Consider the following 19,596-nt stretch of genomic DNA (forward strand, 5'->3'; position numbering starts at 1 on the left):
CCAAAGGCTGAATATGGAATTACATCAAGAGATTAAAACACTTGCTGCGAAATTAGGAGCTATTTTAACGGATAAACGCTTATGGATCACTACCGCAGAATCATGCACTGGTGGTGGCGTTAGTTATGCGTTAACTGATACCCCCGGCAGTTCGAATTATATTGACCGTGCGTTTGTTACTTATAGCAATCAAGCAAAACAGCAATTAATAGGTGTTAGTGAGCAAACATTAAACAGTTTTGGTGCTGTCAGTGAGCAAACCGTGCTTGAAATGGCATCGGGTGCTGCAAAAGCTGCAAACGCAGATATTGCAATTGCTATCTCAGGGATTGCAGGCCCCGGTGGTGGAACACTGGATAAACCTGTAGGGCTGGTATGGTTTTGTATTCATTTTGCCGGAAAAAACTACCCAAGCGAACAGGTTTTCTCAGGAGATAGAGCTGAAGTTAGATTGCAAGCTATTGTTTATTCATTAAAAACTGTAATTGAATTGATAAAATCAGAAAATTAGCTTGATACTGTGATTTCATACAGTATACTGTCTGCATTAGCCGGATTTGGAGAACAGAATGAACGATAACAAACAAAAAGCCTTAGATGCTGCTTTATCACAAATTGAGCGTCAATTTGGTAAAGGCTCAATTATGAAACTGGGCGACAACAAAGCCCTAGACATTGAAGCTATCTCAACAGGTTCACTAGGTATCGATATCGCATTAGGTATTGGTGGTTTACCTACGGGCCGTATTGTTGAAGTGTATGGTCCTGAATCATCAGGTAAAACAACGCTTACTTTACAAGTTATCGCTGAAGCTCAAAAGCAAGGTAAAACCTGTGCATTCGTAGATGCTGAGCACGCTCTGGATCCTGTATACGCTCAAAAACTGGGTGTAAACATTGACGAATTACTTGTTTCTCAACCAGATACTGGTGAGCAAGCATTAGAAATTTGTGACATGTTAGTTCGTTCAAGTGCTGTTGATGTTGTGATTGTCGACTCGGTAGCTGCTTTAACACCTAAAGCTGAAATCGAAGGCGACATGGGTGATTCACACATGGGCCTACAAGCTCGCTTAATGTCACAAGCACTACGTAAGCTTACAGGTAACATCAAGCGTTCAAATACGCTGTGTATTTTCATCAACCAAATCCGTATGAAAATTGGTGTTATGTTTGGTAACCCAGAAACAACAACCGGTGGTAACGCGCTTAAATTCTACGCTTCAGTACGTATTGATATTCGTCGTATTGGTTCAGTAAAAGAAGGCGACGAGGTTGTTGGTAACGAAACCCGCGTGAAAGTTGTTAAGAACAAGGTAGCGCCGCCGTTTAAACAAGCTGAATTTATCATCATGTATGGTGAAGGTATTTCTAAGCAAGGTGAGCTAATCGACTTAGGTGTTAAGCATAAGATTGTTGAAAAGTCAGGTGCTTGGTACAGCTACAATGGCAATAAAGTTGGTCAAGGTAAGGCAAACTCAATTAAGTTCTTAAAAGATAACCCTGAGATCGCAGATGAGATCGAAGGTAAGTTACGTGAGATGCTATTACTACAGGCAACTGTACAATCAGAAGATGGTGAAGATGCAGGCCTAATAGCTGAAGACGAGCTATAAACACTACTAAAGAGTACAGTTAAGCGTGATTTGACCCGCACTTAACACAAAAAAGACCGCTACACAGTTAGCGGTTTTTTTATGGATGAAAGTTAGAAAGGGGAAAGTTAGCAAGAGTAAAGCGTTTTGAAGCGGGGCAAACTGCCGTTACAGGATCAGGCAGTAGTTTGTAGCAGCGATTTTATATCGCGTTTAATCACTACATTGTGGGCGGTATTCAATGGTTTCGTGTCGCTTTTAGCTGTCAGAACACTCGATAGTGCCTGTAACTTTGCTCTTGCAACTCTTTCATAAAAAAGCCGCATATGATGCGGCTTTTCATGTAATTAAAGCTTAAAACTTTCAGCTTCTAGCTCAAAGCTTACAGTTGCCAGTTGAAAGACACTGAGTAGTTACGTGGTGCGCCGTAATAGCCTTGTGCCCAGAACAGGCTATGAAGATATTTTTCATTAGTGACGTTGTTGATATTAAGGTTAACACTTACATTGTCATTGATGTCATAAGTCGCCATTAGGTTTAATAAGCCATAAGCATCTTGCGTTGTGGTAATAAGAGGGGCATTAGTATCAGCATCACGAACTTGTACTCGCTTGGTGTCGTCTTGCCATTGATAATTTAAGCCAAAAGTTAAGCCATCAACTTCAGGTACTTTGTGTGTTACAGCAAGTTTGAATTGATTTTCTGGTGTGTAGTCTTTAACTAGCTCATCACCATCAATATTTAAATTACTGTAACTGAAACTCGCACTCAAGGTATCGTTAATTTGACCGCTTAATTCTACCTCAAAACCATCACTGTTTATGCCATCAGCACCATAATAACGTGTATCATCAGGAAGTGAGCCTGGCACGGCAACAGCAAGACCTTCCTGTTTAGCATCAAAATAGGCAAGAGTAACAAATAAGTTATCATCAAGTAGCTGTGCTTTTACACCAATCTCGCTGCTTTTACCTGTGATTGGGTCTAAGTAATCGCCATTGATGTCACGTTCAGTTTGTGGCACAAAGGTTTCAGTGTAGCTTGCGTAAGTTGATAAGCTTTCGTTGATATCATACACAGCACCGAAGTAAGGCACAGTTTGCTCACTGTCTTTATCTTTTGCTTTACCATATGACTCGCCCTCTGTTTCCCAGTTTACTTGGCTTACACCAGCTAAAATACTGAAAGCATCTGTGGCACGGATACGTGTTGAAATATACGCAGAACGTTGACGGCTGGTGATATCAGCACCTGTTAAACCATCAGTAAGCGTTGGCACTGGCGCAACACCATTCCACCCACCTAGCTCCGGCATTGCAGGAAAACCATTACCAGTCGTGTAGTCATACAGTGATTTATCTTTGTAATCTATATCTGCTTGGTTTACGCCAAAAGATAGGTCATGTTCCATACCAAATAAATCAAATTTACCCGTTGCGTAAATATCTAAAATGTCGTGCTTATCTTTGTGGTCATATTCACTTGCGTAACCTGTTAAGCCAAGACCTGTTTCTCTGTCTGGGGTACCGTAAACATAGAAAAGTTCTGAGTCTTGCTCATTTTCTAAGTGTGCGTAGCTTGCTTTTAAGAACCAAGTATTGGTAATTGCTTGCTCAATTGATAAAAACAACTGCTCTGTTGTGTTATTCCAGTATGACCAATCAGACGCTGTGCTGGTTGATGTATCAAAGTTTGTTGCAGTACCATCGCTATAATAAAGCGGTAGCGCGCCCCAAAGTGGGCTGTCGGCATCTTTCTTTTGATTTACATAGTTAGCAGTTACAACTGTGCTATCAGTAAGCTGACCTTCGTAGGCTAGGTAATAAATTGTTTTATCTTGCTCGTAACGGTCAAGGTATGACTCTGTTTTGTGCTTGGTGAATACAGCACGCACTGCATGGTTTTCGTTGATAGCAGTTGATGCATCAAGCTCTAGACGTTTGTTATCCCATGAACCATACGATACAGATGCATTTACTTGTGTTTGGTAAGTAGGGCGCTTTAGAACCATGTTGACGGTTGCAGATGGGTTACCAGCACCTGTCATTAAACCATTGGCACCACGTACAATTTCAACACTATCAAAAATAGAGGTATCAAGAGTACCTTGGATTGAACCGTTATCTTGTGGCATACCCATGCCATTAACTTGGAAGTTAGTGATCTCAAAACCACGGGCTTTAAAATAGGTACGGTCAGTTTCGATTTGTTCAACAGTCACACCAGGGGTGCTTTCTAGTACGGCATTTAGGTTATCGAGGGAGAAATCATCCATTAATGCACGTGAAACAACAGAGATTGACTGTGGTGTTTCTTTAATTGTTAGTCCTAACTTAGTTGCTGACTGTGCTTCTTCGGTGATGTAATTTTTATGATGCTGGCCATAAACAGCTATTTTTTCAATAGCTTGTTCTTCTTTTTGTTGTTCAGCTAAAGCGTGTCCACTAAGTAGTGCTGAGGTCACTAGGCTTAACTGCGATAAGCGCAAAAATTTTGTTGATGACATGCAAAGTTCCAATTAGTTCAATTAATAATGAAATTAACGCGTAATCTAAACTAAATGAGAACGATTTGCAATTAAGTTTTTGTGGGGCTTGAAATGTTTTTAAAAATGCAACGCAGGAGAATCCAAACGCTTGATAAAAAAAAGCGGCCGAAGCCGCTTCAGGAAGTAAAACTTTTAATTTTAAAACACGTATTTTGCAGAAAATTGCAGACGATCCATATCGCCATCAGTGCCACTTTCAAGCTCACGTTCTGCATGTTTGAATTCAACCCCAAAAGTCAATTTTTTAACTGGTGAATACAATAGGTTAGCGCTAAAGCTTTGGCTTGTCTTTGTTGGGTCAATAGACATAGCTAATAAGTCGGTATTGTTATCAGCAGAGAAGAATGAATACAGGAAGGTTGAGCGCCATTGGCTGCTCCAGTTTTGTTGATAAGCAATAAAGCCAGATGTTGAATCAATCGCATCTAGATCATCGCCATCAAGTACTGCACCATGAGCAACATTTAAACCAACATAGCGGCCTAAACCAGAACCTTGTGTAAGCATAAATTTAAGATTATTTTCACCAAAATTTACTTTACCTGATGCGCTGATACCAAACGATGATGTATCCGCATCAATGCCATTTTGTTTATAAGTAAGCTGGCGTGCCAGACCTGTTACAACAAGCTCACCCCAATCAGCCTTATGGGCATAACGTGCTGTAAAGTCAGGCATTGAAGCATCATCAGTCGCCACACGAGCACCACCTACAGTGACTGTGCTTTCAGGGTTTTCAACAGAGAATGACCAGTTACCTGTTGTATAGCGAATTTGTGCTTGGCGAGCAAACACAGTACCTTCTGCTGGGCCAACAAAGTCTAAGGTTTCAGGAAGGGCGCCAACGTTTTGGAAGTTTGACCAAGCTTGACCAAATAACCATCCATCATAAGTTACAAATGCTTGGCGTATACGCGGTGCATAAGAGTTTGTAACACGCTCATTTCCACCTGGTGCAGAAGCAAGGAAATCGATTTCTATTTTGGTTTTAATTGTTTTCCCATCATCTAATTTAGTTGCTGTGCCTAGGCTAAATCGAGACTGGCGAGCATGCATATCAAAGACAGCATCACTGTCGCTGTCTGCGCCCACGGGGGTCGTACTTGGGACATAGAAGTCGCGGCCAATGCTGCCACCGGCTGGTACACCTGCAGAGTAATCACTCCACATCGCATCTAGTTTTACATAGCCACCATAAGAAACGTCGGTGTTACCAATGGTTGCAGCGTTAGCGGTACCTGCAAGTGCACATAAAACAGCCGAAGCTGTCAGTGTTTTTAATGCGGTTACTTTTGTTGTTGTCATAATGTGTATTCCTGTCGAAGCTACTTGTTGATTGCATTAATGTTGTTGTATCACTGTTGTTTAAGAAATGACTTCTCTCAATTATCTATTGGTCTATTAGACTAAGGTGGTAAGCGACTCAAAATCGCTTACCTGCGAACATTGGACTAGATTATAGAAGGCGATTTCGAAGTTTTTTGTGAAATGACAAGATATACAACTAAGGTCTAATACTTTCAGGGGCTTTGCTGAGTGATCCTTGAGGCAGGCCGAAGGCAAGTAATTAAAATGGAGACGACAACAATGTCAGAAAGTATCTATCCAGTACCAGCGCATATCAAGAATGCAGCATTAGTTGATAACGATAAATATAATACAATGTATAAGCAATCTATCGATGACCCTGAAGGATTTTGGCGAGAGCACGGTAAACGCCTTGATTGGTCAACTCCTTATAATAAAGTAAAGAACACCTCATTCGACAAAGGCCACATCAGCATCCGCTGGTATGAAGACGGCCAACTTAACGCTTCATATAACTGTATTGACCGCCACCTTGCTACTAAAGCAGATAAAACAGCCCTTATTTGGGAAGGTGACAACCCTGAACACAGCGAAAATATCAGCTACCAACAACTTCACGACGAAGTAGCAAAATTGGCAAATGGCCTTAAAAAGTTAGGCGTATCAAAAGGTGATCGCGTTGCTATTTACATGCCTATGACACCGCAAGCTATTTACGCTATGCAAGCATGTGCGCGTATTGGTGCGATTCATTCTGTGGTATTTGGTGGTTTCTCTCCATCAGCGATTGCTGACCGAATTAATGACTCAGGCGCTAAAGTGGTAATTACTTCAGACGAAGGTCGCCGTGCTGGCAACTGTGTACCACTTAAAGCAAATGTTGATGAAGCGGTATCACAAGACTCAGTAACTACGGTTGAACACGTTATTGTGCATCAGTTAACCGGTGGCGAAGTTGAGTGGAATAGCCACGATATTTGGTGGCATGAACTTGTCGCTGACCTACCTGCTGAGTGTGAACCAGAGCCAATGAATGCAGAAGATCCGCTTTTCATTCTTTATACCTCTGGCTCAACAGGTCAACCAAAAGGGGTGGTTCATACTACCGGTGGTTACCTCGTTTATGCATCAATGACACATGAATACGTGTTTGATCTAAAAGAAGACGATATCTTCTGGTGTAGCGCTGATGTGGGCTGGATCACAGGGCACAGCTACATTGCCTATGGGCCATTAGTAAACGGCTGTACGCAAGTGGTTTTTGAAGGTGTACCAACGTATCCAACGGCGGGTCGTATGGGTGAAGTGATTGATAAGCACAACGTGACTATCCTTTACACTGCACCAACAGCTATCCGTGCTTTAATGGCGAAAGGTGATGAGCCAACAGCTACCTCAACACGTAATAGTTTACGTATCATGGGTTCAGTGGGTGAGCCGATTAACCCTGAAGCGTGGGCTTGGTATTACGAGCACATTGGTAACGAAAACTGCCCAATTGTAGATACGTGGTGGCAAACAGAAACAGGCGGCATCATGATCACACCGTTACCAGGTGCGACAGATATGAAACCTGGCTCTGCAACTCGTCCTTTCTTTGGTATTGCACCGGCACTTTTTGATGCTGAAGGTAATACACTTGAAGGCGCGGTTGATGGCAACCTTGTTATTTTAGATAGCTGGCCGTCACAAGCTCGTACAGTTTATGGTGACCATGAACGTTTTGAACAAACCTATTTCTCAGCATACCCAGGCGTGTACTTCACAGGTGATGGTTGTCGCCGTGATGAAGATGGTTACTACTGGATCACTGGCCGTGTGGACGATGTACTTAATGTATCAGGCCACCGCCTAGGTACGGCAGAAATTGAAAGTGCATTGGTTGCTCACGAAGCTGTAGCAGAAGCTGCTGTAGTTGGTTATCCGCATGACATTAAGGGTCAGGGCATTTATGTTTACATCACACCAAATGAGGGTGTTGTAGTCAGCGATGAACTAACAAAAGAAGTGCGTAACTGGGTTCGTAAAGAACTAAGCCCAATTGCTTCACCAGATATGATCCAATGGTCTCCGGGTCTACCGAAAACACGTTCTGGTAAGATCATGCGTCGAATTTTACGTAAAATTGCGGCAAATGAGCATCAACAGCTAGGTGATACATCAACTCTTGCCGATCCAAGTGTGGTAGATGAACTAATCGAAAACCGATTAAATCGTTAAAATCACGTTAAAAACTTGATTAGAAGTTGATTCTAAACGTAGTATATCGGCTGTCACTTAGAAATAGGTGTCAGCCGAATTTATTAGGAGTGAACCATGAGTCAGTTTTTAATAGCGGACGATCATCCGTTATTTCGTGAAGCGCTGAAAGGGGCATTAAGTGCTAAGTTCGCTGATTTAGAAGTGTTTGAATCGGAAAACTTTGAGACCACTTTACAGGTGTTAAACGAACAAGAAGATCTTGATATCTTACTACTAGACCTTCACATGCCAGGCAATGGCGATTTATACGGCCTTATTCGCATTCGCGAAGATTATCCTAGCTTACCAATTGCTGTTGTTTCTGGCAGCGAAGATATTAACGTTGTCTCTAAAGTAATGGCCTATGGTGCAATGGGATTCATTCCAAAATCATCATCGTCAGATGATATTGCCATGGCAATCAACCACATTCTTGAGGGTGATGTGTGGCTACCATCAGAATTAAAAGATAAAGTCTCTGATGTTGATGGCGAAGATAAAGAAATTGCCGCTCAAGTTGCATCGCTTACGCCACAGCAATATAAAGTTTTACAATACTTACACGAAGGCTTGTTAAACAAACAGATTGCTTACGAGTTACATATTTCTGAAGCGACAGTGAAAGCACACATTACTGCAATTTTTAGAAAGCTAGGTGTGTATAACCGTACTCAAGCGGTATTAATTGCCTCTAAATTACAACTAGAGCCTATTGAGTCGGCATAACAAAAGATAATAACAACAATAAAGAGGCCATACAGCCTCTTCATTTTATTGCTTAAGCGAACACCACTGTTCGATTTCCATTGATAAACAGTTTATGTTCAGACGCGAGTTGCAGCGCTTTGCAAAACACCGTTTTCTCAACATCTTTCCCCATTTTTGCCATCATCTCAGCGGTATCCGCATGGCTAACATGTGTCACATCTTGTAAAATAATCGGCCCTTCATCAAGCTCGTTATTAACAAAGTGAGCGGTCGCACCAATTATTTTTACACCGCGCTCAAATGCCTGATGGTAAGGCTTTGCACCAATAAAGGCAGGCAAAAACGAATGGTGAATATTAATAATCTTACCTTCAAAACGCGCCACAAATTCAGGGCTTAAAATACGCATATATTTAGCTAGGCCGATAATGTCAGGCTGATAGCTGGCAATTAAATCACCCACTTGTTGATCATGCTCAGCACGGCTTAAACCTTCGTGCGATACTACATGAAACGGCACGCCAAAGCCTGCAGCCAGTGGCGCTAAATCTGCATAGTTGGCAATCACAGCCAGTACTTCGATGTTTAATGCTTTTTCGAATTGCTTAAGTAATACACCACCTAAACAATGTGCTTCTTTGGTGGCCAGTAATACCACTTTGGTTTTTTCACTGCTGTGCAGCGCAAGCTCTGCGCCATCAGGAAGTAGCTCAGCAAGGCTTGGTAAAAAATCATCTGAAATAACGCCGCTTAACTCTGTACGCATAAAAAAGCGTTTAGCGTCTTTATCTACAAATTCGTTATTACGTGTAATGTTTAAATTATGCTGATGACAAAGACCGGTGATCTTGGCAATTAGACCAACATCATCATCGCATTGTGTGGTTAAAATCGTGTTCATAGTCCTCATTCTAATCCCGTTTGTGTGAGCCTCATTATTTGCTAATTTTTTAGCGCTGCATAGCGCAAATTGAACTATCTAATAATTTATCTGAATTCATTGTCTAACCTTACAAAATGTAATCATTATTTACTTTTCGTGTAAAAGTAAGCTGCTTTCACTATAAATGTGATTTTCTGTCCATAATTATGATTAATTGAGTGCCTTTCTATACCTTTTTCTACACTTTTTAACCTTAACGTAAGCAACTGTAAGTGAAGGTAATCGTTTGTAAAATATAGAATTTTATTGCTTTAGTTGAGTCAAAGTAGATTATTACAAACAATAAGGAATAAACTCCATGAAAAGTACTCTGCTTAAAACAATTGTTGCCACAAGTTTGCTTTCGGTGCTGGCTGCCTGTTCTAGTGACGACAGCAGCAATAGCAACAGCGGCTATGTGCAACTGTACAATGGCTCTTATAATAGCCCCTATACACGTTTATTTGTTGATGACACTGAACGTTCGGGCGCAGATTTTGGTGATGTATCAACCCGCCATAATTACAGCTCGGGTGAGTATGAGCTGAGTTTTCAGTATGTTGATGTCAACGATAGCTATATCACTATTGATGAAGAAACCATTAAAATTAAAGACGATCAAACCCAGTTGCTAGTAATGAATGGTGATTTTGCTGAGCCAACATTTACTGAGCTAAGTGTGCCATCTTCAAGCGATGAAGATGAGTTTAATGTTGGCTTTTTTAATATCGTCGGCGAAGACAATATTTACGACGTTTACATTGCCACTGATGACGGGTTATTTGATACCGCAGAGTTACTGATGACTTCGCAGTACCTGGTAGAGCCAGAACTATCTACGCTTGAGGAGGGTTATTACACTATTTATGTCACTGCCAGTGGTAGCACTGATGTGATTTTTGAATCACCAAAATTGTATTTTAATGATGAAGCAACTTACATGGCGATGATCCGCCCAAGTTATGCAACAGAAGAAGACGGCATTACCCTTGATGTAGTGACGGCAAGTAGCTCGGTGACTCAACTAAACCACCAAGACGCACAAGGCCAGTTGCGATTTATTAATACTATTGATGATTACACACAAACCCAATTTAAAGTAACCAGAGGAACAACGTCTACCAATACCGAAGTTGTAAGCAACGATAGTTACTCTGAATACATGAGTATGTCACCAAATAGTTACAGCGTAGCCATGTTAGATGAGGCTGGCGACAAGATTGTTGATAACTTCTTAATGACATTAGAGCGTGAGCAAAGTGCGGTTGGTCTATTCTACAATGACAAAGACTACGGCCCTCGTATGATGACCATTGAAGAAAACCTAACACCTAGCAGCTATAGCCACACAGTTACTGTGGTTAATTTAATTGATAACTATGCAGGGCAACAGATTGACGAAGTCGATGTGTATTTCACTCTCAATGGTGAAACCGTTGATGATACTAGTAATGTCGTTGAAGGTTTAGATCAATACGACCAAAAAAAGCAGGTGGTTGATAACGAAGTTTATACAACCTATGTGGTGTTTGAAGACAACGGCCAGCAGATTGTGCTATTGCAACAAAGCGACATGGATTTTACCGAAGAAGGTAACTATATCTTGGTGATTGAACATGATGAAACCACTGATTCAGGTTACAAAATGACCTTAGAGCGAACGGTGACTGAGCAGTCTTAATTGGCTTGAACGCAATATCGTTGTTTCTTTACTCTTGCTAAGTGTTTATTATATAAACAATTAAGGTTTTTGCTTTTTTGTTTAAAGCGTACACATGGAGTGAGTATGGACGACGGTATTGCGTTACTAGTATTACTAGCACTAGTTGTTGTAGGTGGCTCAATTGCTGGCATTATTGCCTTTTTTCAACTCTCTAGTTTGAAGCGTGAAGTAGCTGCTCTTCGAGTAGAACTTAACGCGACCTATATCCATAATCCACAAGCAACTATTGTAAATTCGTTTGATAATTTAAACGAAGATCTGACCGACGCTGCAAAACGAGAACCAAAGCCTGAAGCCATCAATAAGCCAACTGAGGCAATGGCTAAAAAGCCACAGCAAACGAAACCCAAGCCTGCAACTTTTAATCCGCTAGTTAGCCAACTAGTTACACAAATCAAAGCCAATTGGCTAACTTGGGTAGGAGCGGTTGCACTTGCCTTTGGTGGTATCTTTTTGGCCCGCTATTCACTTGAAGCCGGTTTATTATCCGAAACCATGCGACTCATACTTGGCGCTATTTTTGGCCTGAGTTTAATTGTTGCAGCTGAGGTTTTACATCGTAAAGGTATTACCTTTGAAGGATTTAGCAACTATATTCCCGCAGCGCTGGCAAGTGGCGGCTTTATTAGTTTGTTTGCATTGACCTTGCTGGCCTACAGTCATTACGGCTTACTCCAAGCCTTACCAGCATTTAGCATTTTAACCTTGGTTTCTTTGGCTGCAAGCTGGATGGCATTACGTTTTGGCCCCGTGCTGGCTGTAATTGGTATTATTGGCGCTTACAGTGTGCCTGTATGGGTAGATACTGGGAGTAATGACTTTATTGCACTCCTTACTTATGTTGCTTTTGTCAGTGTATCAGCTTCGCTAGTCGCACATTACGTAAAACGGCATTGGTTGTGGTATTTGTTATGGGCGGGGCATTTAGGCTGGTATTGCTTGGTTGCAATGAGTGCAGCTAAAAACCTGCACTGGTTTATTAACCTTTATGCGCTGTTTAGCATTATATTGTTAATTGCGATTCCACGCTTAGGGCTGAGTATTAAACAAGTTGAATACCGCCCACACCGCTTTAAAACGCTACTGAAACAACTGCCCGACAACCCTCTGTTATTAGCTGTTGTCATGCCACTTTATCTTTTACTCATCAGTCATAATGATCTGCTTACTTGGCAGCTTAGTATGTTGTCGTTAGTGGCTTTACTGTTGTTTTTGGTATTAAAAAACAGTGCATGGGATCACTGGCTGATAATTGCTGTAGTGAGTGTGGTGTGTTTGCTAACAGGGCAATACAATGCTGTTGATTACTCTGAGCAGCTTTTTGTTTTTAGACAAAATTACGGAGCAGGGCTGTTTTTTATTGCTTTGTTTGCTGGTTATGGTTTTTTGTTTGGTCGTAAATACCCTAAACGCTTTGGCTTTACCTTACTCGCTTCACTTTCAAGCTTTGTGATTATTAGTTGCTTATATGTCATCACTCCTGATCATGCCTTAATGACGGCATACCCGGTTTGGTGCTTTGTATTACTGGCACTGTCTGCTTGGTTATTTAAGTTATCAATTAACAGCACGAATCCGATGCAGGTATTTAGTTACTGGCTTGGCGGCAATGCCAATATTAGTTTGGCGTTAACCATGCTTCTTGAAGGGAGTAGCTTAACCTTGGCACTCGCTGCGCAAGTGTTGTTGATCAGTTTTTATGTCAATAAACATGCACTACACATACCTACTTGGCCGCTAAAAGGTTTAGTTGGTGCTTTACTTGTTAGGTTAAGTTTTGCACCTTGGTCAGCTGATTACAGTGATGCGCTATTACTTGGTGTGCACTGGAGTTTAGTTGTTTACCCTGTGTCTGCTTGCTTATTTTACTTGGCAGCAAGACACTGGCAGCAGCAATCTGTTCGGGTGTGGCTAGAAGGTGCTACGCTTCATTGTATCGCCTTATTCATTACTACAGAGACGAGCTATCAGTTAGTGGGGCACTATCCTGATTTTGAGAACTTGTCAGTGTATGAGCACATTTTGCTGACCTGTAACTGGGGTATATTGGGCTGTGTTTACCTGATGCGTTCACGTTTTACTGCGCAATTAGCTAAGCTCTATCAAGTGGCAGGTTTTGCGTTATTAGCATTAAGCGGTTTGTTAGTTCTGAAAAGCTTTACCGCTGAAAATCCGTTTTTTGAGCCGATAAATATTGGCAGTTGGTCGATTATTAATTGGCTACTATTACTTTGGTTAGTTCCAGCCATTATTGCAATTTGGGCAAGCCGACTGACGAAATCTCAGCACTATTTACAAAAGCTGTTTACAGCACTTGCAGGTGTGATGAGTGTTTTATATATCAATGCGGAAATTCGCCACAACTGGCAAGGGGAGTATATAAATCTTGCTTTACCGACCTCAGATGCAGAGCTGTATAGCTACTCTTTAGTTTGGCTTATTATTGGTGCTTTGGTGGTCGTGGCGGGGCAGTTAAAAACTATTACGGTTTTACAAAAGCTAGGCCTTGGTTTATTAGCGCTGGTGGTATTAAAAGTGTTTCTGATAGACATGGCAAACTTAACCGGATTATTACGTGCTATTTCGTTTATCGGTTTAGGCTTGTCGTTAGTTGCACTTAGTTGGTTGTTCCAAAAATTTAAGGCAAAGCCTACTGCTTTGCCTTAAATAAAGGGAATACATGGTGTTAAGTGCTATGGTTAAGCAGGGCTTTTAGTTTAGCGGGCTTAACGGGTTTGCTAAGGTAATGAATTTGCTCAGCTTTGGTTTGTTGTTTTAGCGCTTCATCACGTACTGCTGTGATTAAAATTGCCGGTACTGGGCTTTGCCAAATTTCTCTTAATGTTTTAATTAGCGTGATACCATCGCAATCATGGCCAAGCTGATAATCCATTAAGATCACATCGGGTGCGCCGTGGTCTTTAGCATAGGCCATGACAGTTTCAACTTGATCAAAGAGCTGATAATTTGCCTGCCATTTTTGCAATAGGCTTGCCATGGCATTAAGGTTTTCTGGGTCATCATCCACCGCAATAATGTTCATTGCACTGCGATTTTCAACGCCTTTTTTAGGCGTGTCTTTTTGCTGAATAAATTGGCTTTCACCATATGGTACTTCAATACTAAAGCGGCTACCTTTGCCGGGCGTTGAAGTGACATCCATACGTAGCGAAAGCAAGTCGACCATCCGTTTTACTACCCCTAAACCAAGTCCGACTCCTTTGTTATCGCCCGCTTCAATACGGTAGAAATCATTAAATATTTTTGCTTGCTCCACTTCACTTATACCCGGGCCTGTGTCCCAAACTTCAATACGTAAATGGTGTTTGCGTTTGCGACACGCAATTAAAACTCGGCCGCTTTCGGTGTACTTAACCGCATTTGACACCAAGTTTTGAATAATTCGTCGCAAATAGGTGATATCGCTGTGTACGATTGTCCCTTTTGAACGCACTGTAAGCTTTAAGCCTTTTTCACTCGACATAATGGCGTATTCATTTTTTAGCGGTGCAAGTATGTCATCAATACTAAAATGACGTGGCGTTGGGGTCATTGCCCCTTGCTCTAGCTTGGCAATTTCTAACAGTGCCGACATCAAATGCACCGTTGAATCTAAACTTGCGCCAAGCTTTTCAAAGTTGTTTAAGTTGTTGCTCGAAAGGGATTTATCATCGATGGCAGCAAGGTAAAGGCGCGCCGCATTCAGCGGTTGTAAAATATCGTGGCTTGCTAAGGCTAAAAATCGCGTTTTACTATCGTTGGCTTGCTCAGCCTCTTTTTTCGCTAAAGTAAGTGCTTGCTCAGTTTGTACTCGGCTATCAATTTGCGCTTGTAAATCTCTATTTATGGTGCGTATTTCTTGGGTACGCGCTTCGATGCGGTTTTCAAGATCCATGTTTACTTCTTCGAGGGCGTTTTGCGTTTCGATATGCACAGTAATATCAGAGAAGCTTGTTACAAAGCCGCCATCAGGTAATGGGTTACCTATCATTTCAAATACTTGGCCATTTCGGCGGTGGCGAATAAAGTGATGAGGTGTGCCGTTTTTAAGATGCTGTACACGCTTTTCTACATGACGTTCAACCTCACCCGGACCACATTCACCGCGCTCTGCGTTATAGCGGATCACTTCTTCAATTGGTTGACCAACCTCCAGAAACTCATCAGGGTAGTTAAACATTTCGGCATAGCGTTTATTCCAAGCAACCAAATTTAGTTCTTTATCAACAACCGAAATACCATGACTGAGGTTCTCAAGGGATGTGAAAAGTAAATTTTGATTAAATTGCAGTGCTTGTGTGGTTTCATCAAAAAAGTTAACCACTTCTTCAAATGCCATGCGTTTACCAGAGGCAACCGTGTGGATCAGCGCTTGTGCTGAAGATGCGCCAAGCACACCGGTTAAGGCTCGCTCACAATAAGCGATAAACTCAGGATCTGGATGTGCGTTGTTGTCATCCAAATTATGTGACAACGCAAAGTGAGCCAGTACTTGTTGCGAGCGTTGAACGCCTAAAAAGGTTTGTAGCAGCACTTTAAAGTCGTAAACGGTGGCTTTAACGTTTTTATTTAAGCGTCTGGCGAATACAGCTTGCTCTTTAGGGTTAACAAAGGCTGCAGCCTGAATCTTATCAATTAAACGCTCATCTGCACCGAGCGAAAAACTAATATAACAGCCAATATTGGCAAACAAGGCGATTAGGGTGCCACGTGTAATAAGTGTTTGTTGCAGCTCCGTATTTAGGCTATTACCCGCATCTAAAATAGGTAACATTAAGAATAATACCCAACAAATGAAGCCTGCTAATAATCCGGCATAAACGCCATAAGCGTGGCCTTTTCGCCAGTATAAGCCGCCAACAATGGCTGGAAGTAATTGCGACACCAAAGAAAAGGCCACTAACCCCATACTTGCCAGTGCTTTACCATGACCAAACCATTGCTGGTAGAAATACGACAAAATCAAAATACCTGCAATGGTGAAGCGCCTCACTAATAAAATTTGTGATTTATAGCTGCTGGTAATGAGGTTACGTTTAAACTTACGACGTAGCATTAACGGTAGTACCACATCATTTGAGATCATGGTGCTGAGGGTGAGTGTAGCCACTACAATCATTGCCGTGGCTGCTGATAGACCACCAATAAATACAAAAGTCGTTAAGAAGGCATTTTCATGGATCAGTGGTAGGGCTAATACAAAGCTGTCGGGCGAAAATCCACTGCCAATACCAGGGTGAATAGCGGCAGTTGCAATAGGGAAAATCATTGCCGCAGTTAGCAGTAAATACAACGGGAACGCCCAACGTGCAGTAAAAAGATGGCGTTTATCTTGGTTATCAACCACGGTGACATGGAACTGCCTTGGTAAACAGATAATCGCTGCTGCCGCCATCATTGATTGGCCGATAAAGTTGAAGCTAAAAAAGTCAAAATTATGCCAATGCTGCCAAACTGAACCTGTTAATTGCTCTGCTTGTACCTCACTGAGGTTAAACAAAGTGTATAGTGCAAGTCCTGCCACAGCGACTAAAGCTAGTAACTTCACCATAGATTCAAAAGCGACAGCGAGCATCAGCCCTGAGCGATATTCGGTAACATCCACTTTGCGGGTGCCAAAGAATATCGCAAACATTGCCATGATTAAGGTTGCAGATAACGCCAACATAGAGCCTGAAATACGGCTATCGTTTTGTAGTAATAAGAAACTACCACTGAGAGCTTTTAATTGCAGAGCAATGTAAGGAATCGTCGCTAATAAAGCGATAATTGTCACCATAATGGCGGTAGTTTGTCGTTTACCGTAGCGCGCTGAAATAAAGTCGGCAATCGTGGTGATATTTTGCTTTTTACTCACCAAAACTAATTTGCGCAAAAAACCTTGGCCAAAGAAAAATAGCAACGCAGGACCAATTAAAATCGGTAAGTAATTCCAACTGTTAGTAGCGGCTGTTCCGACTGAACCGTAGTAAGTCCAAGACGTACAGTAAATGCCTAATGAAAAAGAATAAACAAATGGATGGTGACTAATTCTTTTTGCAAGAGGAGTGGTTTTGTCCCCCCAATTTGCCAACCAAAACAACACGCCAATGTAGGCGAGTGCAACAAATAAAAGCGCAGCTGTCATGTTTAAATTCAGTAATTATTGTAATAACACTACCTTACCAGAATTATGCGCGATTTCGATGGCTAGATTTTTTGCAATAAAAATTAATAAAAAGCAAGTTGTTGATAATAAATGGATAGTTCTGTTTTATGCACGGTTATTAGACTAATGTCGCAGATCATTCGTTTTTACTATTTTCGCTATTTCGCAAATTTATCTTTATAGGTTAAGTTGTTGTTAATTATTGTTTTTTACCATTTGTTAACAAAAGGCGTTTTGCAGTTTACGTAAACGTAAACTGACTGTTACGACTATGGTCTCAATTCCATAAATCAGAACCCTTGCTAACTTAGTTAATGACAACTAATACCACTCATTACTTTTTTGTAATGCATAAGGGGATAAAAATGGCTTTTAAAGATGAAGAACAAGCAAAAGCTTATTGGGCGGAAAACCTCGCACTGCTATTTAAATTATTAGCAATTTGGTTTGTCGTTTCATTTGGTTTTGGCATTTTACTAGTAGACGTACTCAATGAGATACGTTTCTTTGGGTTTAAACTCGGCTTCTGGTTCTCCCAGCAAGGCGCTATTTACACCTTTGTAGCTTTGATTTTTGTTTACGTTTTCAAAATGAATACGTTAGATAAAAAATACGGCGTAGACGAATAGGAGCTAAGCAATGGATGTTCAAACACTCACGTTTATTATCGTCGGTTTAAGCTTTGCGCTTTATATCGGCATCGCAATCTGGGCCCGCGCGGGGTCAACAAATGAATTCTATGTTGCAGGTGGTGGTGTACCGCCGCTGGCAAATGGTATGGCAACCGCTGCTGACTGGATGAGTGCGGCATCGTTTATCTCAATGGCGGGTATTATCTCGTTTGCGGGTTATGACGGTGGTGTATATCTAATGGGTTGGACAGGTGGTTATGTACTACTTGCGTTATGTTTAGCACCTTACTTGCGTAAATTTGGTAAGTTCACAGTGCCAGATTTTATCGGCGATCGTTATTACTCACAAACTGCACGCGTTGTTGCGATTTTATGTGCGATCTTTATCTGTTTCACATACATCGCTGGTCAAATGCGTGGTGTAGGTGTGGTTTTCTCTCGCTTCTTAGAAGTGGATATTGAGACCGGTGTTTACATTGGTATGGTGATTGTATTCTTCTACGCTGTACTTGGCGGTATGAAGGGGATTACTTACACGCAAGTAGCTCAGTACTGTGTACTTGTATTTGCTTACCTTGTTCCAGCAATCTTCATTTCAATGATGATGACAGGTCACTTCTTCCCACAAACAGGTTTTGGTGCAACGCTTAGCGATGGCTCAGGACAGTTTGTACTTGATAAACTAGATGGGCTCAGTACTGAACTCGGCTTTGCGCAATACACCGAAGGCTCGAAGAGCATGATTGATGTATTCGCAATCACAGGTGCGTTAATGGTTGGTACTGCAGGTTTACCGCACGTAATCGTTCGTTTCTTCACTGTTCCTCGTGTTAAAGACACGCGTATCTCAGCTGCATGGACACTTGTTTTCATTGCAATCGTTTATACAACAGCACCTGCTGTAGCGTCATTCGCTCGTGTAAACATGATTGATACAATTAACGGTAAAGACGGTAGCGGTACAGAGTATGCAGAAGCACCAGCATGGGTTAAAAACTGGGAAAGAACAGGCCTAATCACCTTTAACGATAAAAATGGTGACGGCAAAATGTTCTACTCAGCAGGTAAGATTGATGATCCAAACAGCGCTAACGAAGTTAAAGTTGACCGCGACATCATGGTACTTGCTAACCCTGAGATTGCAGACTTACCAGCATGGGTTGTAGCATTGGTTGCAGCAGGGGGTATCGCAGCAGCGCTATCAACTACAGCAGGCTTACTATTGGTAATCTCGACCTCGGTTTCGCACGATTTATTAAAACGTACCTTAAAACCAGATATTAGTGATAAACAAGAGCTACTTGCTGCGCGCTTAGCAGCGATGATAGCGATTGTGATTTCAGCTTACTTTGGTATTAACCCGCCTGGATTCGTGGCTTCGGTTGTTGCCTTTGCCTTCGGCTTAGCAGCGGCGAGCTTCTTCCCAGCCATCATTATGGGTATCTTCTCTAAGAAGATGAATAAAGAAGGTGCGGTTGCGGGTATGGTGACAGGTATTACATTCACAGCGGCTTATATTATTTACTTCAAGTTCGTAAGTCCTGAATTAAATACACCGGCACACTGGTTATTTGGTATCTCACCTGAGGGTATCGGTCTAGTTGGTATGATTGTTAACTTTGTAGTTGCAGCTATCGTACTTAAACTAACAGCTGAAACACCAGTTGAAATCCAAGAAATGGTTGAAGGTATCCGTAACCCTAAAGGTTCTAGCGCAGCACACGCGCACTAATAAAACCATTTTATGAGAACACACTCTTGAAGATCAAAA

Annotated in this window: 12 protein-coding genes; 8 read left to right on the top strand and 4 right to left on the bottom strand. The window is 41.6% G+C overall.

Annotated elements, in window-relative coordinates:
- Positions 1-13: 13 nt before the first annotated feature.
- On the top strand, positions 14-511 hold the full coding sequence (locus NH454_RS04280; protein ID WP_253038302.1) for a nicotinamide-nucleotide amidohydrolase family protein: 498 nt from the start codon (positions 14-16) through the stop codon (positions 509-511).
- Between the two features lie 58 nt (positions 512-569).
- A complete protein-coding gene (gene recA, locus NH454_RS04285; protein ID WP_253038304.1) occupies positions 570-1,616 on the top strand; it encodes a recombinase RecA in 1,047 nt (348 codons plus the stop codon).
- 361 nt (positions 1,617-1,977) lie between these two features.
- On the opposite strand, the gene NH454_RS04290 is transcribed toward recA, so the two are convergent.
- Together NH454_RS04290 and NH454_RS04295 are read right to left on the bottom strand one after the other, a co-directional pair.
- Positions 1,978-4,101, bottom strand: a complete 2,124-nt coding sequence (locus tag NH454_RS04290) for a TonB-dependent siderophore receptor (RefSeq protein WP_253038306.1) — start codon at positions 4,099-4,101, stop codon at positions 1,978-1,980.
- 180 nt (positions 4,102-4,281) lie between these two features.
- A complete protein-coding gene (locus NH454_RS04295; protein ID WP_135926006.1) occupies positions 4,282-5,448 on the bottom strand; it encodes a DcaP family trimeric outer membrane transporter in 1,167 nt (388 codons plus the stop codon).
- 282 nt (positions 5,449-5,730) lie between these two features.
- Here NH454_RS04295 and acs point away from each other — a divergent pair, with 282 nt between their 5' ends.
- Together acs and NH454_RS04305 are read left to right on the top strand one after the other, a co-directional pair.
- Entirely contained in the window at positions 5,731-7,671 is a 1,941-nt protein-coding gene (gene acs, locus NH454_RS04300) for an acetate--CoA ligase (RefSeq protein WP_253038308.1), read from the top strand.
- A gap of 96 nt (positions 7,672-7,767) precedes the next feature.
- Positions 7,768-8,418 (top strand): response regulator transcription factor, encoded by a 651-nt coding sequence (locus NH454_RS04305; RefSeq protein WP_135926004.1) that lies wholly within the window; start codon positions 7,768-7,770, stop codon positions 8,416-8,418.
- A 52-nt stretch (positions 8,419-8,470) separates the two neighbouring features.
- Here the strand turns inward: NH454_RS04305 and purU are convergent, their stop codons facing one another.
- Positions 8,471-9,301 carry a formyltetrahydrofolate deformylase gene (gene purU / locus NH454_RS04310; protein WP_055021009.1) on the bottom strand — a complete coding sequence of 277 codons (831 nt, stop codon included), beginning with the start codon at positions 9,299-9,301 and terminating at the stop codon, positions 8,471-8,473.
- A gap of 340 nt (positions 9,302-9,641) precedes the next feature.
- Here purU and NH454_RS04315 point away from each other — a divergent pair, with 340 nt between their 5' ends.
- A complete protein-coding gene (locus tag NH454_RS04315) occupies positions 9,642-11,003 on the top strand; it encodes a hypothetical protein (protein ID WP_135926003.1) in 1,362 nt (453 codons plus the stop codon).
- Between the two features lie 105 nt (positions 11,004-11,108).
- Positions 11,109-13,712: a DUF2339 domain-containing protein gene (locus NH454_RS04320; protein WP_253038310.1), complete on the top strand. Its 2,604-nt coding sequence runs from the start codon at positions 11,109-11,111 to the stop codon at positions 13,710-13,712.
- Between the two features lie 19 nt (positions 13,713-13,731).
- Here NH454_RS04320 and NH454_RS04325 read toward each other — a convergent pair whose 3' ends face one another.
- Complete coding sequence (locus NH454_RS04325; RefSeq protein WP_138558386.1) at positions 13,732-17,172, bottom strand: PAS-domain containing protein; 3,441 nt, start codon at positions 17,170-17,172, stop codon at positions 13,732-13,734.
- Between the two features lie 386 nt (positions 17,173-17,558).
- Between NH454_RS04325 and NH454_RS04330 the strand changes: the two genes are divergently transcribed.
- A complete protein-coding gene (locus tag NH454_RS04330) occupies positions 17,559-17,822 on the top strand; it encodes a DUF4212 domain-containing protein (protein WP_054551160.1) in 264 nt (87 codons plus the stop codon).
- A 10-nt stretch (positions 17,823-17,832) separates the two neighbouring features.
- The gene (locus NH454_RS04335) at positions 17,833-19,557 is read left to right on the top strand and encodes a sodium:solute symporter family protein (protein WP_138558385.1); all 1,725 of its coding nucleotides are present in this window, start codon (positions 17,833-17,835) and stop codon (positions 19,555-19,557) included.
- Positions 19,558-19,596 lie beyond the last annotated feature (39 nt).

This window comes from Pseudoalteromonas sp. Ps84H-4 (assembly GCF_024124645.1).
GTDB classification, from domain to species: domain Bacteria; phylum Pseudomonadota; class Gammaproteobacteria; order Enterobacterales; family Alteromonadaceae; genus Pseudoalteromonas; species Pseudoalteromonas lipolytica_C.

Bases quoted from the DNA above. Each gene is read 5' to 3' on its own strand.
- NH454_RS04325 (WP_138558386.1), bottom strand. From the start codon at position 17,172: ATGACAGCTGCGCTTTTATTTGTTGCACTCGCCTACATTGGCGTGTTG.
- NH454_RS04315 (WP_135926003.1), top strand. From the start codon at position 9,642: ATGAAAAGTACTCTGCTTAAAACAATTGTTGCCACAAGTTTGCTTTCG.
- NH454_RS04335 (WP_138558385.1), top strand. From the start codon at position 17,833: ATGGATGTTCAAACACTCACGTTTATTATCGTCGGTTTAAGCTTTGCG.
- purU (WP_055021009.1), bottom strand. From the start codon at position 9,301: ATGAACACGATTTTAACCACACAATGCGATGATGATGTTGGTCTAATT.
- acs (WP_253038308.1), top strand. From the start codon at position 5,731: ATGTCAGAAAGTATCTATCCAGTACCAGCGCATATCAAGAATGCAGCA.
- NH454_RS04280 (WP_253038302.1), top strand. From the start codon at position 14: ATGGAATTACATCAAGAGATTAAAACACTTGCTGCGAAATTAGGAGCT.
- NH454_RS04290 (WP_253038306.1), bottom strand. From the start codon at position 4,101: ATGTCATCAACAAAATTTTTGCGCTTATCGCAGTTAAGCCTAGTGACC.
- NH454_RS04320 (WP_253038310.1), top strand. From the start codon at position 11,109: ATGGACGACGGTATTGCGTTACTAGTATTACTAGCACTAGTTGTTGTA.
- NH454_RS04330 (WP_054551160.1), top strand. From the start codon at position 17,559: ATGGCTTTTAAAGATGAAGAACAAGCAAAAGCTTATTGGGCGGAAAAC.
- recA (WP_253038304.1), top strand. From the start codon at position 570: ATGAACGATAACAAACAAAAAGCCTTAGATGCTGCTTTATCACAAATT.
- NH454_RS04295 (WP_135926006.1), bottom strand. From the start codon at position 5,448: ATGACAACAACAAAAGTAACCGCATTAAAAACACTGACAGCTTCGGCT.
- NH454_RS04305 (WP_135926004.1), top strand. From the start codon at position 7,768: ATGAGTCAGTTTTTAATAGCGGACGATCATCCGTTATTTCGTGAAGCG.